16 protein-coding genes, 3 tRNA genes and 1 pseudogene are annotated in these 12,867 nt (G+C 76.6%); 7 read left to right on the top strand and 13 right to left on the bottom strand.

Annotated elements, in window-relative coordinates:
• Positions 1–6: 6 nt before the first annotated feature.
• Positions 7–201 (top strand): SDR family oxidoreductase, encoded by a 195-nt coding sequence (locus ACGFIS_RS24590; RefSeq protein WP_392904364.1) that lies wholly within the window; start codon positions 7–9, stop codon positions 199–201.
• Positions 202–340: 139 nt separating this feature from the next.
• Here ACGFIS_RS24590 and ACGFIS_RS24585 read toward each other — a convergent pair whose 3' ends face one another.
• The 3 genes from ACGFIS_RS24585 to ACGFIS_RS24575 form a co-directional block, all read right to left on the bottom strand.
• Positions 341–640: a 4a-hydroxytetrahydrobiopterin dehydratase gene (locus ACGFIS_RS24585; protein WP_392904366.1), complete on the bottom strand. Its 300-nt coding sequence runs from the start codon at positions 638–640 to the stop codon at positions 341–343.
• Positions 641–811: 171 nt separating this feature from the next.
• Entirely contained in the window at positions 812–2,020 is a 1,209-nt protein-coding gene (locus tag ACGFIS_RS24580; RefSeq protein WP_392972639.1) for a hypothetical protein, read from the bottom strand.
• Between the two features lie 97 nt (positions 2,021–2,117).
• Positions 2,118–3,137 (bottom strand): hypothetical protein, encoded by a 1,020-nt coding sequence (locus tag ACGFIS_RS24575; RefSeq protein WP_392972637.1) that lies wholly within the window; start codon positions 3,135–3,137, stop codon positions 2,118–2,120.
• Between the two features lie 290 nt (positions 3,138–3,427).
• On the opposite strand from ACGFIS_RS24575, the gene ACGFIS_RS24570 reads away from it, so the two are divergent.
• From ACGFIS_RS24570 to ACGFIS_RS24560, 3 genes and pseudogenes are all read left to right on the top strand, one after another.
• The gene (locus ACGFIS_RS24570; RefSeq protein WP_392972635.1) at positions 3,428–3,694 is read left to right on the top strand and encodes a hypothetical protein; all 267 of its coding nucleotides are present in this window, start codon (positions 3,428–3,430) and stop codon (positions 3,692–3,694) included.
• Positions 3,691–3,813, top strand: coding sequence for a hypothetical protein (locus ACGFIS_RS24565; RefSeq protein ID WP_392972633.1), 123 nt, complete (start codon positions 3,691–3,693; stop codon positions 3,811–3,813). The genes ACGFIS_RS24570 and ACGFIS_RS24565 overlap by 4 nt, the downstream gene beginning before the upstream one ends.
• Positions 3,810–4,317: pseudogene (locus ACGFIS_RS24560) on the top strand (GNAT family N-acetyltransferase). The gene ACGFIS_RS24565 and the pseudogene ACGFIS_RS24560 overlap by 4 nt, the downstream one beginning before the upstream one ends.
• Positions 4,318–4,339: 22 nt before the next feature.
• Here ACGFIS_RS24560 and ACGFIS_RS24555 read toward each other — a convergent pair.
• Entirely contained in the window at positions 4,340–5,191 is an 852-nt protein-coding gene (locus ACGFIS_RS24555) for an ABC transporter permease (protein ID WP_392972631.1), read from the bottom strand.
• Positions 5,188–6,150, bottom strand: a complete 963-nt coding sequence (locus ACGFIS_RS24550) for an ATP-binding cassette domain-containing protein (RefSeq protein ID WP_392904379.1) — start codon at positions 6,148–6,150, stop codon at positions 5,188–5,190. Before ACGFIS_RS24550 ends, ACGFIS_RS24555 begins: the two co-directional genes overlap by 4 nt.
• Positions 6,151–6,255: 105 nt before the next feature.
• Between ACGFIS_RS24550 and ACGFIS_RS24545 the strand changes: the two genes are divergently transcribed.
• The gene (locus tag ACGFIS_RS24545; protein WP_392904382.1) at positions 6,256–6,978 is read left to right on the top strand and encodes a TetR/AcrR family transcriptional regulator; all 723 of its coding nucleotides are present in this window, start codon (positions 6,256–6,258) and stop codon (positions 6,976–6,978) included.
• Between the two features lie 69 nt (positions 6,979–7,047).
• Here ACGFIS_RS24545 and ACGFIS_RS24540 read toward each other — a convergent pair whose 3' ends face one another.
• Entirely contained in the window at positions 7,048–7,623 is a 576-nt protein-coding gene (locus ACGFIS_RS24540) for a TetR/AcrR family transcriptional regulator (protein ID WP_392972629.1), read from the bottom strand.
• A gap of 72 nt (positions 7,624–7,695) precedes the next feature.
• On the opposite strand from ACGFIS_RS24540, the gene ACGFIS_RS24535 reads away from it, so the two are divergent.
• Positions 7,696–8,193 carry an FBP domain-containing protein gene (locus tag ACGFIS_RS24535; RefSeq protein ID WP_392904386.1) on the top strand — a complete coding sequence of 166 codons (498 nt, stop codon included), beginning with the start codon at positions 7,696–7,698 and terminating at the stop codon, positions 8,191–8,193.
• Here the strand turns inward: ACGFIS_RS24535 and ACGFIS_RS24530 are convergent.
• The 4 genes from ACGFIS_RS24530 to ACGFIS_RS24515 all read right to left on the bottom strand — a co-directional run bounded on the left by ACGFIS_RS24530 (position 8,183) and on the right by ACGFIS_RS24515 (position 11,757).
• Positions 8,183–9,157 (bottom strand): RNA polymerase sigma-70 factor, encoded by a 975-nt coding sequence (locus tag ACGFIS_RS24530; protein WP_392972627.1) that lies wholly within the window; start codon positions 9,155–9,157, stop codon positions 8,183–8,185. The genes ACGFIS_RS24535 and ACGFIS_RS24530 overlap by 11 nt on opposite strands.
• Before the next feature lie 106 nt (positions 9,158–9,263).
• Positions 9,264–9,773, bottom strand: a complete 510-nt coding sequence (locus ACGFIS_RS24525) for an NAD-dependent epimerase/dehydratase family protein (RefSeq protein WP_392972625.1) — start codon at positions 9,771–9,773, stop codon at positions 9,264–9,266.
• 77 nt (positions 9,774–9,850) lie between these two features.
• Positions 9,851–10,618, bottom strand: coding sequence for an SDR family NAD(P)-dependent oxidoreductase (locus ACGFIS_RS24520; protein WP_392904390.1), 768 nt, complete (start codon positions 10,616–10,618; stop codon positions 9,851–9,853).
• 140 nt (positions 10,619–10,758) lie between these two features.
• Positions 10,759–11,757 carry a helix-turn-helix transcriptional regulator gene (locus ACGFIS_RS24515; protein WP_392904392.1) on the bottom strand — a complete coding sequence of 333 codons (999 nt, stop codon included), beginning with the start codon at positions 11,755–11,757 and terminating at the stop codon, positions 10,759–10,761.
• A gap of 146 nt (positions 11,758–11,903) precedes the next feature.
• Between ACGFIS_RS24515 and ACGFIS_RS24510 the strand changes: the two genes are divergently transcribed.
• Complete coding sequence (locus tag ACGFIS_RS24510) at positions 11,904–12,308, top strand: RidA family protein (RefSeq protein WP_392904394.1); 405 nt, start codon at positions 11,904–11,906, stop codon at positions 12,306–12,308.
• A 10-nt stretch (positions 12,309–12,318) separates the two neighbouring features.
• Here the strand turns inward: ACGFIS_RS24510 and ACGFIS_RS24505 are convergent.
• From ACGFIS_RS24505 to ACGFIS_RS24495, 3 genes are all read right to left on the bottom strand, one after another.
• Positions 12,319–12,391, bottom strand: a tRNA-Arg gene (locus ACGFIS_RS24505).
• A 40-nt stretch (positions 12,392–12,431) separates the two neighbouring features.
• Positions 12,432–12,504: transfer RNA gene (locus ACGFIS_RS24500), tRNA-Cys, on the bottom strand.
• Between the two features lie 25 nt (positions 12,505–12,529).
• A tRNA-Asp gene (locus tag ACGFIS_RS24495) sits at positions 12,530–12,602 on the bottom strand.
• Positions 12,603–12,867: the final 265 nt, after the last annotated feature.

The raw sequence follows: 12,867 nt of genomic DNA, 5'->3' as shown, positions 1-12,867 counted from the left end.
GCGCTCATGAGCGACCGGCCGTCACCCGCCGCATACCTGTCCGGGCTGTTCTCGCTGGAGGGCAGGGTCGCGGTCGTGACGGGCGGCAGCTCGGGCATCGGCCGCGCCATCGCCGGCGCGGCGGTGTTCCTGGCGTCGGCGTCGGCCGCCTACGTCACCGGGCAGTCGATCTTCGTGGACGGCGGGTTCTCCGCGCACTGACCGCGGCCCCCGGCCGAGCGGGCCGGCCGCCTGCGACGGGCCTGCGGCCGGCGGCCTCCCGGTTTCGTGCGCGTGGTCCCGTTCCCGTTCGGTGCACTCGCCCGGCCCGCACACCGCCGCCCGGGCCGGCGCGGCCCGGCTATTCGGCGCCGTGCCGGGCGGCGATCTCGTCGATCGTCGCGGCGAGCGCGAAGTCCTTGCCGGTCAGGCCGCCGGCGCTGTGGGTGGACAGCGCGAACGTCAGGGTGCGCCAGCGGATGTCGATGTCGGGGTGGTGGTCGGCGTCCTCGGCGGCGCGGGCGACGTCGGTCACCACGTCGATCCCCGCAGGGAACGAGGGCGCCTTCACCGTCCGGCGGATCTCGTCGCCGTCCCGGCTCCAGGCGGGCAGGTCGCGCAGGCGGTCGGCGACGGCGGTGTCGTCGAGCGTGTCGGCCATCGGGATCACTTCCTGTTCGTCGCCGAGGGATGACCTCTCCCTGCCGAGTACATCACGCGCCGCCCCTCCCCGGCGTGCCGGGCTCCGTCCGCTCACCGCGGGCACCACGGGTGAGCGCCCCGGCCGGCGGCGGGGTGTCCCAGGGTCCCTTTCGGGAGCCTCGGGGCCGGTTCAGGAGGGGCGACCCTCGGGCGGGTCGTCCACCGCGACCTCGACCCCGGCCTCGGCCGTGACCTCCACCGTGGGCTCGGCCGGTGTCTGCGCCGTGACCTGCGCCCACACGTCGGCGGTGTCCGCGGTGGCCTGGACGACGACGGTCGCCGTCGCCCTGGTGGCGGCGGGGGCGGGGCGGGTGGCGGTGGTCCAGGTGGTCTTGGCGACGTCGACGACGACGTCGCGGGACACGTCGACGATGATGCCGCGCAGGGTGTCCTGCATGGCGAGCTTGAGGGCGTCGCGCAGCAGTTCGCGCAGGACGGCCTCGACCGCGGCGGTGAGGGCGCGGGACGCGGCGCGCAGGGCCAGGTCGCGTGCGGTGCGGGCGACGGCGCTGCCGGCGGCGGCGGCGATCAGGTCCCCGGCGCCGCGGGCGGCGTCGCGCACGGCCGGGTCGGCTGTGGCACGGGCGGCCACGCCGGCGGCGGCGCCGGTGAGCGGGGCCAGTTCGGCGGACCCGGCGGCGTCGCGGGCGCGGTCGCGCACCGCGGCGGCCAGGTCGCGGGCGGCCTGCTCGGCGGTCTCGCGGACGACGCGGGCGACGACGTCGCGGCCCGCGATCATGGCGGCGTCGACGGCGGCGTCGGCGACGGTGTCGATGGCGGCGTCCACGACGGTCCTGGTGGCGGCCTGCACGACCGGCGCGGTCGCGGTGCGGCCGGCCAGGTCGATGGCGGCGTCGGCGGCGGCGCGGGCGAGGGGGCTCTCGGCGGCGAAGCGGCGCGCGGCGGCCGCCATGGGGTGCCGGGCGGCCTGCTCGGCGAGGGTCATCGCGGTGGTGGCGGCCTCGAACGCGCTCGCGGTGGCGGGGTTGGCCGCGGCGGCGGCGCGGGCCTCGGTGACGGCCCGCTCGGCCATGGCGGTGGCGGTCTTGACGGCGGCGTCGCGGGCGGCCCGCTCCACGGCCTTCATCGCGGGCGTGCCGGACACCTGGTCCAGGATGCGGGTCGCGGCGAGCGCGGCGGCGTCGCGCGCGGCGGCGGCGACGGGTTCACCGGCGGATGCGGCCGTCCGCGCGGCGCTCACGGCCGCCGGGGCCAGCCCGTCCCAGATCTCCTCCAGCCGCTCCGCCGCGGCCCGGTCGGCCTGGTCGGCCCGTCCCGCAAGCCCGGTGCGCTCGCCGGATCCGGGTTCCCGCCGTCTGCCGTCGTCGTCCACTGCCACACCCCCTTGTCCTAATCCGCCCCCAAATCACCTTAACTTCCGAACACCGCCGGCGGTTCCTGCGCACGGCCCCGGGATGCCGCCCGCCCCGGGACGGTCAGCGGGCGCACGACGGGCAGGGGACGCGGGTGCGGCGGGCGTAGGCGCGGGCGGCGACGGCCATCCCGGCGCCCCACAGCAGGTAGGCGGGGACGGCGACCCAGAAGAACGCCTCGGGCAGGTCGAGGCCACCTTCGGGCGGGAACGGGTTGCGGCCGTTCAGCCGCTCCCAGAACATCAGCAGCAGCATCAGCCCGAAGTAGACGGTGAGGCCGCCGGAGATCGCGGCGCCGGGCCACAGCACCAGCCGGCGCGGGACGCGGCGCCCGCCGAGCCCGGGGAGCCGCCGCGGCCACGTCCGCCCGAAGGAGTGGACGAGGGCGAGCGGCAGCAGGCTCCCGCCGAGCACGAACCCCGCCTCGAACAGGATCGCCGAGGCGCCGCCGGACATCGGCGACTCCCCGAAGCCGACCGCGGCCTGCGCGATGATCCGGGTGACGCACCCGGCGACGGCGAGGTAGGCGGCCCAGTACGCCCACGCGGGGGTGCGGGCGAGGGGGGCGGCCGCGGCCGCGGGCCGGCCGCAGGCGGCGCATCCGGTGCGGGTGCGGCGCGCGTGCGCGAGGGCCGACAGGCCCGTCATGATCCCGGCGGCGACGCAGGCGGCGCGGCTGAGCGCGCCGAGCGGGTAGAAGTCGATGCCGAGGCCGGGCAGGATCGCGCCGATCACGTCGAGCAGCAGCAGCGCACCCGACGCGACGAGGCAGACCGCGGCGGTCCAGGCCGCGGCCAGCAGCGGCCGCCGGGGCAGCCGTCCCGCCTCCGGATGGGCGAGCGCGAGCAGGACGGCCGCCGCCGCGCCGCACAGCGCGGCGCTCGCCCAGCCGGTGAAGACCACCAGGTCGGTGTCCACGGGCGACATGCCGCCGGGCCGGTGCCCGGACGCCCAGTGGGCGCGCAGCAGGCCGTAGGCGGTGACCCAGGCGAGCGCGATGACGGGGAGGCGGCGTTCGAGTGCCCGTCGGCCGGGCGTCCGGCGGGGCGTCCCGGTCTGGTCGGTGAGGGTGGTGGTGGCCATGCCATGATCCTGCGACCCCGGGCGGGACGGGGCCTCCCCGCCGCGGCCGATCCCGCTCCCCCGCGCGGGGGATCATCCGGCGGGCCGGGCGCCGCCGCCGGGGCCGGGGCGGCGGATAAACTCGCGGGCGGAACCACGAGGGAGGTGAGGATGCATGGCCGTCGTTGCGGTGGCTGTTGCCCGCAGCATTCAGCCTGTCCTCATTTCCCGGGCCGCCGGCTGATCCCGTCCCGCACCACCGGTGCGGCGCGTGCGCGCCGGGGCCCCTTCACCGCAAGGGTTCCAAGACATTGTCCTTCGCATCCGCGGGGCCGTCCCCTCTCGCCGCCTACGGCTGGGACGAGACCCTCGACGAAGAATTCACCCCTCATCGCGCGGCGGGGCTGATCCCCGCGCGCGTCGCCGCGGTCGACCGCGGCCTGTGCGACGTGGTCGCCGAGGACGGCCCGCTCCGGGCCGGGACCGGGCCCGCCGCCTCGACCGACGACCCCTCGGCGGCACCGTGCACGGGCGACTGGGCGGCGCTGCGCCCGCAGGGCCCGGACGGGCGCCGGTGATCGCGGCGCTGCTGCCGCGCCGGACCGCGATCGAGGACGGGACGCTGCCGGGCCGCCGCCTCGCCAGCTACCGCAAGCTGCAGCGGGAGATGTACCGGGAGCGGGGGCGCGGCCGGTGAGGTGGGCGACCAGGCCGGAGACCGCCGCCGATGAGGGCGCGGTCCGCGAGGTGGTCGAGGCGGCGTTCCCGACCGCCGGGGAGGCGGACCTGGTGGACGCGCTGCGCGGCGACGCGGCGTGGCTGCCGGGCCTGTCGGCGGTCGCCGAGGCGCCGGGCGGGCGTGTCGCCGGGTACGCCGCTGCTGACGCGGTGCCGTGTCGGCGGGGCGGCCGCGCTCGCGCTGGCGCCGGTGGCCGTCCTCCCGGCGTTGCAGCGGCGCGGCGCGGGCGGCGCGGCCGTCCGCGCGGTCCTGGCCGCGGCGGCGGGCCGGCCGGGTGAGCGCCTGGTGGTGGTGCTCGGCCATCCGGAGTACTACCCGCGGTTCGGGTTCGTGCGGGCGTCGTCGCTGGGGATCGCAGCGCCGTTCGAGGTGCCGGACGAGGCGCTGATGGCGCTGGTGCTGGACGGGCCGGGCCCGGTCCCGTCCGGGACGATCGCCTACCCGGCGCCGTTCGGCGTCTGAGGCCGCGGGTGCGCGGGGCAGGTCAGCGGCCGCGGCGCGCGTAGGTCCGCACCGACAGCGGCACGAAGACCGCCAGCAGCAGCAGCGACCAGCCGAGCGTGGCGGCGACGGGGTGGACGAGCGGCCACGCCGCGTCGCCGGCCGGGGCGCCGGGGTTGCCGAACAGCTCGCGGCAGGCGGCGGTGAGGGCGCTGACGGGGTTCCAGTCGGCGACCGCCCGCAGCGGGGCGGGCATGCCGCCGGTGGGGACGAAGGAGTTGGACAGCATGGCGGCCGGGAACACCAGCGGCAGCAGCTGGTCGGCGGTCTCCTCGCTGCCGACGACGAGGCCGAGGTAGCAGCCGGCCCAGCTCAGCGCGTACCGCATGAGGGCCAGCAGCAGGAACGCCTCGGCGGCGGGCCACAGGCCGTTGTGGGCGCGCCACCCGGCGGCGAGCCCGGCGGCGGCCATGATGGCCATGCCGAGGGCGCCGCCGAGGACGTCGGCGCCGGTCTGCCCGAACGGGACGGCGGAGCGGGCCATCGGCATGGAGCGGAACCGGTCCATGACGCCGCGGGAGGCGTCGGCGGCGACGCGCATGGTGACGGTCATGGCGGCGGTGAAGGTGACCATGGCGAACAGGCCGGGCATCAGGTATTCGCGGTAGTTCCCGCCGCCGGGGACGGCGATGGCGCTGCCGAACACGTAGCCGAACAGCACGACCATGACGGCGGGGAAGATCAGCGCGGCGACGAGCTCGCCGGGTTCGCGGCGCAGGCGCGACAGTTCGCGGCCGGCGAGGGTGAGGCCGTCGGTGATCGCCCAGCGCAGCCGCCCGGCGCGGGACGCCGCGCCGGCGGGGACGGGGGCGGTGAGAGCGGCGGGCGCGGTCATCGGGTGGTCTCCTTGCCGTGTTCGGGGGCGGCGGTGCCGGTGAGGCGCAGGAACACCTCGTCCAGGGTGGGGCGGCGCAGTGCGACGTCTGCGGCGGCGACGCCGGCGCGGTCGAGTTCGCGGACGGCGTCGGCGAGGCGGACGGCGCCGGACGGCAGCGGCACCGACAGCCGGCCGCCGTCCAGGGCCGGGTGGGCGCCGGTGAGGGCGTGCAGGACCGCGGCGGCTCCGCCGGCCATGGCGGGGTCCTCCAGGACGACGTCGAGGCGGTCGCCGATGGAGGCCTTCAGCCGGTCGGGGGCGCCGCCGGCGATGACGCGGCCGCGGTCGACGACGGCGATGTCGTCGGCGAGCCGGTCGGCCTCCTCCAGGTACTGGGTGGTGAGCAGGACGGTGGTGCCGCCGGCGGCCAGTTCGCGGACGGCGTCCCAGATCTCGCCCCGGCCGCGGGGGTCCAGGCCGGTGGTGGGCTCGTCCAGGAACAGCACCTGGGGCGCCAGGATGAGGCTGGTGATCAGGTCGAGGCGGCGGCGCATCCCGCCGGAGTAGCCCCGCACCTGCCGGTCGGCGGCGCCGGCGAGCCCGAACCGCTCCAGCAGCTCGTCGGCGCGGCGGCGCGCGTCGCGGCGCGGCAGGTGGGACAGGCGGGCGAACATGCGCAGGTTGCCGCGGCCGGTGAGCCTGTCGTCGACGGCGGCGTGCTGCCCGGCCAGCCCGATGCGGGCCCGCACCCGGTCGGGGTGGCGGGCGACGTCGTAGCCGGCGATGCGGGCGCGGCCGGAGTCGGCGTCGGCGAGGGTCGCCAGGATCCGCACGGCGGTGGTCTTGCCGGCGCCGTTGGGGCCGAGGACCCCGCAGACGGTCCCGGCGGGGACGGCGAGGTCGAGGCCGTCCAGGGCCTGGGTGCCGCCGTAGCGCTTGCGCAGCGCCTCGGCGGCGACGATCGGTTCGCCCGTCACGGCGCCTCCTCTGAGTACGGTGTACGCGGTCGGTGCCCGCCAGACTAGACAACCGGGTACGCCGTACGCAACTAGGATGCTTCGCAGGACGCGCGAGGAGGTCCGGTGTCAGGCGGCGAGCACGTCAGCATCTGGTCGATCCCGGAGCGGCAGGGCCGCGGCCCCCGCCCCGCCTACAGCCGCGCCCGGATCACCGAGGCGGCGGTCCGGATCGCCGACGCCGACGGCCTGGAGGCGGCCTCGATGCGCCGCATCGCCGCCGAGCTCGGCACCGGCGCGATGTCGCTGTACCGCTACGTCCCCTCCCGCGACGACCTGATCGAGCTGATGGCCGACCACGTCCTGGCCGAGATGGACCTCCCGGACCGGCCCACCGGCGACTGGCGCGCCGACCTGGCGCTGGTCGCCGGGAACACCCGCGCGATGTGGCTGCGGCACCCCTGGCTGGCCGCCCTGCCCCGCCCGCGCGCGCCCCTCGGCCCCAACCGGCTGCGGCTGACGGAGTTCGCGATCGGCGCGCTGGACGTCGGCGTCCCCATCGACGACCTGCTCATCCTGCTCGACATGCTGAACGGCTATGTCGAGCACGTCGTGCGCGGCGAGATCGAGTGGGCCCGGGAGAACCGGCGCAGCGGGCTGACGCCCGAGCTGCTGATGGCGCGCACCGGCCCCCGGGTCCGGGAGCTGCTGGACGCCGGCGCGCACCCGATGCTGGAGCGGGTCGTCAGGGACGCGCGGCTGCCCCACATGAGCGGCGAGGAGCGGTTCGGCCACGGGCTGGAGCGCGTCCTGGACTGCATCGCCGGCGCCCTGCCCCGGCGGCCGTGATCACCCGGGCCCGGCTGTAGGCGGGGCGGGGGCCGCGCACCCGCTCTACCGCGCCGTGAGGTGGGCGGGTCAGGCCGGGGGCCAGTCGGTGAGGGCGGCGTGGAGGACGTCCAGGATCCTGGACCAGGACGCGTCGGTGCCGCGCGCGTCGCTGGAGTGCCGGAAGGCCTCGGCCGCCTCCAGGCTGACGAACCCGTGGAAGGTGCTGCCCAGCAGCCGGATCGCGTCGATCTGGTCGGCCTCGGGGATGCGGTAGCCGCGCAGGATCGCCCGGGTCATCTCCACGTGCCGGACGGCGGCGCTGGCCGCGGCGGTCTGCGGGTCGAGGCTGACGCGGGCGGCGGCGTACCGCCCCGGGTGCTTCCTGGCGTAGTCGCGGTAGGCGTCGGCGAAGGCGACCAGGGCGTCCTTGCCCGAGCGTCCGGCCAGGGCGGCGGCGGCGTCGTCGGCGAGTTCGGCGAGGGCGAGCAGGGCCACCCGGGCCCGCAGGTCCCGCATGCTCCGGACGTGGGAGTACAGGCTGGCCTCCTTGACGCCGAAGCCGCGTGCCAGCGCCGTGACCGTGACGTTGTCGAAGCCGATCTCGTCGGCCAGTTCCGCCGCCGCCCGGGTCAGGCGCTCGGCGGTCACCCCCGCGCGTTTCATGGGGCCATCCTCCCAGAACCTAAACGACTTAGGAATTTGCCTAACAACTTCAGGTCGATTAGCCTCGCCGCCATGAGGGCGATGACCGAGAGCGACATCCGCGGCTGCTTCGTCAACTCCACCAAGGGCGAGGCCAGGCGCCTCGGGCTGCCCCGGGACCTGGCGGACCGGCCGTGGGAGGACCTGGACTTCCTCGGCTGGCGGGACCCGGGCGCGCCGGGGCGCGCCCATCTGATCGCCGAGCGCGGCGGCCGGCCGGTCGGGGTCGCGCTGCGGGTGACCTCCGGCGGCGGGCGCGGCTTCACCGCGCGCAGCATGTGCTCGCTGTGCCTGACCACCCGCACCGGCGGCGGCGTGGCGCTGATGACCGCGCGCCGCACCGGCGAGGCCGGGCGGCAGGGCAACACCGTCGGGCAGTACCTGTGCGGCGACCTGGACTGCTCGCTGTACCTGCGGGGACGCAAGCAGTCGGCGGCCGGCGGGGACCTGGAGGAAACGCTGACGCTTCAGGAGAAGATCGACCGCCTGCACGCCAACCTGGACGCCTTCCTGGACAGGATCACCGGGTGACCCCGCCCGGGGGCCGGGCGGCCGCGGCGGGCCGGGGCGCGGCGCGGCGCGGCCGGTTCCCCTCGCGCAGCGCCGCCCAGGCGTCCGCCACGGGACCCAGGTGCCCGAGCTTGTCGGGGTTGCCGACCGTGCGGATCGTCTGGATCCGCCCGTCCAGGACGTCGAGCATCCAGGTGTTGAGGATCCTGCCGTCCCGGTCGCGGAAGATCGCGCCGGGCTGGCCGTTCACCGGGTGCGGCTGCACCGTCGCCCCGATCCGGGCGAACGGCCGGGCGAGGGCGGACAGGACCCGCGACACGTTCCCGGCGCCGGTGAAGCGTTCGGCCCACAGCGGGGCCTTGCCGCCGGCGTCGCCGACCATCTGGACGTCGGCGGCCAGCAGTGCGGTCAGCGCGTCCACGTCGCCGTCGCGGAAGGCGCCCAGGAACCGCCCGGCGAGTTCCTCGCGCTCGCGGCGGCCGGCCTCGAACCGGGGGCGGCCCGCGTCCATGTGGCGGCGCGCCCGGACCGCGAGCTGCCGGCACGCCGCCTGCGAGCGTTCCACGGCGTCGGCGATCTCGGGGTACCCGAACCCGAACACCTCGCGCAGCACGAACACCGCGCGTTCGAGGGGGCTGAGCCGCTCCAGCAGCAGCAGCGCCGCCATCGACACCGAGTCGGCCAGTTCCGCCGACCGCTCCGGGTCCTGGTAGGGGTCGGCCAGCAGGGGTTCGGGGAACCACGGCCCGACGTACTCCTCGCGCCGGACGCGGGCCGAGCGCAGCACGTCGATGGAGATCCGGGTGACCACGGCCGCCAGGAACGCCTTGGCCGAGGCGGGTTCGGCGCGCGCCGCCTGGTAGCGCAGCCAGGTCTCCTGGACGGCGTCCTCGGCCTCGCCGACGCTGCCCAGGATGCGGTAGGCGATCGAGAACAGCAGGGGCCGCAGTTCCTGGAACTCGCGGTCCCGATTCACGCCGCTCACGCCAGCTCCTCGCGGAAGCCCTGCCGCCAGGACGGGTGGGCCGGTTCCCAGCCCAGTTCCCGCCTGGCCTTGGCGTTGGAGAAGCCGCGTCCCTCGGTCATCAACGTCACCGCCACGCCCCGGCCAGCGGCCGGGCCAGCCACGCGGGGACCCGCATCGGCCGCCCGGCGCCCGCGCACGCGGCCAGATGGGGCAGCCACTCGCTCGCGGGCGCCGGTTCGTCGTCGACGATGTTGAACACGCCCCGCGCGCTCTGCTCCACCGCGAGGACGGTGGCGGCGGCCGCGTCGTCCAGATGCACCCACGAGCAGTGGCCGGCGCCGCCTCCCACGACCGGGAACCGCCGCTTGCGGACGGGCTCGGCCAGGTCGGCGGTGGCGCCGGGCCCGTAGAACCAGCCGTAGCGCAGGACCGCGCCGCCGGCCCTGACGACCACGTCCTCGACGTGGGCGAGCGCCGCCATCCCCGGTTCGGCCGCCGTTCCGGTCATGGGGTCCAGCGGCTCCAGCCCGGCCGCGCGGGTGGTCGTGGCCGTCACCCGGTGGCCGCGCGCCACCAGCCGCGGCACCAGCCGCCGCCCCAGGACCCCGCTCCCGCCCGCGACGAAAACCCGCATGACCATCACCTTCCGCATATGTGCGCGTCGTTGCCACGGGAGACGAGACGCCCCGGGCCGTCTGTGACATGCCGGCCTCACCAGGGCACGGGGCCGTCCTCGCTGAAGAACCCGCCGGTCGGCCCGCCGTCGGCGAGGGTGGCCAGGCGCACCACGACCGCCGCGCCCTGCGCGGGGGTGAGGTGCCCGGTGTGGTCGTTGCTGTCGGTGTCGACGAAGCCGGGCGCCGCGGCGTTGACCAGGACGCCGTCCTTGCGCAGCTCGTTGGCGTACTGCACGGTGACCGCGCTCAGCGCGGCCTTGGAAGGGGTGTAGGCCGCCGACGGCAGCAGCGCCGCGAAGGGGCCATCGGGGTCGCCGGTGAGGGTCAGCGACGCGGCATGGCTGCTGACGTTGACGATGCGCGGCGCCGGTGACCGCCGCAGCAGCGGCAGCATGGCGTTGGTCACCGCGATCACCCCGAACACGTTGGTCTCGAACACCGCCCGGACCATGTCCAGGTCGACCGAGCTGGGGACCTGGTCATGGGCGTCCATGGGCGAGACCTGGCCGGAGCCGGTGATGCCGGCGTTGTTGACCAGCGCGTCGAGGCGGCCGAAGCGCTCCCGGATCCGCCCGGCGGCCGCGCGGGCGGCGGCCTGGTCGGTGACGTCCAGGGTGAGCGCGTGCGCGTCGCCGCCCGCCGCGCGCAGCGCCGCGGCGGCCTCCTCGCCGCGTTCCGGGTCCCTGGCGCCGACCAGGACCGTCATGCCCTGCGCGGCGAGCTGCCCGGCCGCCGCGCGGCCGATCCCCTTGTTCGCTCCGGTGACCAGTGCGACCTTCTGCCGTTCGGTCCGCTCACTCATGATCGGCTCCTCGCCGTGGGTGGGTGCGTTCTTCTCAGCACCCGTGTACGGGCCCGAGACGAGACGGCCCGCCCGGCTGTGACACGCGGGCCGGCGGCGGGAGGGTGAGGCGGGAGAAAGACGGCGGTACGGCGCCGCGTTCAGGCGGGCGCGCGGCCGCGGCCCGGCGGGGTTCCGCCGGGCCGCCCGGTGGCGGTGGCGGCGCGGTCGGCGAGGGCGCGCAGGTGGGCGATGAGTTCGGGCGGGCCGTGGACGTGGAAGTCGCAGCCGAGCATGAGCAGGCGGGCCGCGATCCAGTCGAGGGTGTCGGCCTCGGTGGTGAGCAGGCAGCGGCCGCCGTCCAGGGCGCGGACGCCGGCGAGGCCCGCGCCGAGGTGGGCGGCGGCGCGGTCGGCGGGCAGGTCGAGGGTGACCTCGGCGCGGTAGGTGGGGGCCATGGAGGACATGGCGTCCCTGAAGTAGGCGGCAGCGTCGCCGCCGGGGACGTCGCGGGGTTCGGCGCGCTGCCCGGTGGGGTGGGGCGCGGTGACGCGGTCGGCGCGGAAGATGCGCCAGTCGCGGCGGTCGAGGTCGTAGGCGATGAGGTACCAGCGGCGCCGGGCGGCGATGATGCGGTGCGGCTCGGTGTGGCGGCGGGTCTCGGTTCCGTCGCCGCCGGTGTGGGTGAAGCGGACGCGTTCTCCGGCGGCGGCCGCCGCGGCGAGGGCGGACAGGACGGCGGGGTCGACGCCGGGTTCGGCGGCGGTGGTGAGCGGCTCGGTGGCGGCGCCGAGGGAGGCGACGCGGTGCCGCAGCCGGGACGGCAGGATGTGCTCGAGTTTGGCCAGGGCGCGGGCGGAGGCCTCCCCGATGCCGTCGACGGGGTGGGCGGCGGCGGTGCGCAGCCCGACGGCGATCGCGACGGACTCCTCGTCGTCGAGCAGCAGCGGCGGCATCGCCGTCCCGGCGACCAGTCGGTAACCACCGCCGAGCCCGCGGGCGGCCTCGACGGGGTAGCCGAGTTCGCGGAGCCGGTCGATGTCGCGGCGGACGGTGCGTCCGCTGACGCCCAGCCGCCCGGCGAGTTCGGTGCCGGGCCAGTCGCGGGGCGTCTGCAGCAGCGACAGCAGGTTCAGCAGACGGATCGCGGGGTCGGCCATGCCGCCAGCATGCCGCACATTCAGGACGGGATCCGGCCTGAACGCCCCCCGGCGTCGGCCGCGTCCGGACGGCGCGAGGCGGGAACGGAACGATCTTGGTGGGCGGGGCGTTGCCCGGGCGGGTCATCGAAGGAGAGAGGGGACCGATGGGGACTGCGGGTGTGCGGCTGGTGCGCGACGTGGGGCTGGCCGGTGTCGACTACGCGTACGCGGCGGTCGCGGACACGCCGGTGCGGGCGGTGTGGGCGGCGGGCGCGTGCCCGCTGGACCAGGCGGGCGCGACGATCGCGCCCGGCGACCACGCCGGGCAGGCGCGGCAGGTCATGCGGAACCTGCGGGCGGCGCTGGAGGGCGCGGGCGCGTCCCTGTCGGACGTGGTGAAGACGACGGTGTACGTGGCTTCCGGCCGGCAGGCCGACCTGGTGAAGGTGTGGGAGGTGTACCGGGAGCACATGGGGGAGCACGATCCGCCGAGCACGCTGCTGGGGGTGACGGTGCTGGGGTATGACGACCAGCTCGTGGAGGTCGAGGCTGTGGCCGTCATCCCCTGACGGCCCGGCGCCTCCCCGGCAGGAATCGAACCTGCGGCTCCCGGCTTCGGAGGCCGGTGCTCTGTCCGCTGAGCTACGGGGAGCCGGGGCCCCGCCCCCAGGGTGACGCGGGGGCGGAGCCGGAGACGCCGGTGGGATTCGAACCCACGTGAGGCGGTTTTGCAGACCGCCGCCTGAACCACTCGGCTACGACGTCACGGGCCCGCGCGGTGCGGGCCGTGCGACCCCGATGGGATTCGAACCCACGGCTTCCGGCGTGACGGGCCGGTGCTCTGGCCGCTGAGCTACGAGGTCGTGAACGGGAAAGGGCCGCGTCTCCGGAGTGGGGAGGCGGCCGCCGCGCGCTGGTGGGACACGCGTGTCAGGGGGCCGGCCGCCCATGGGCCCGGGTCCGGATCCGGGTGCGATCGTCGCGGCGACAGATCATGATCGGCCCCTTCCGGTCTCCTCGGGCCGGGCGTTCCGGCGTCCGCACGAATCAGACTGCCCGGCGCCGCCCGCGGTCGCAACGGGTTTTCCCGGCGGCCCGTTCCGGCGGAGGCCCGCGGGGTACACCGCC

Origin of the sequence: Spirillospora sp. NPDC048824, from assembly GCF_043198455.1 — a bacterium.
In the GTDB taxonomy this organism is placed as follows: Bacteria; Actinomycetota; Actinomycetes; order Streptosporangiales; family Streptosporangiaceae; genus Spirillospora.
This window is presented reverse-complemented; position numbering and strand designations above follow the sequence as displayed.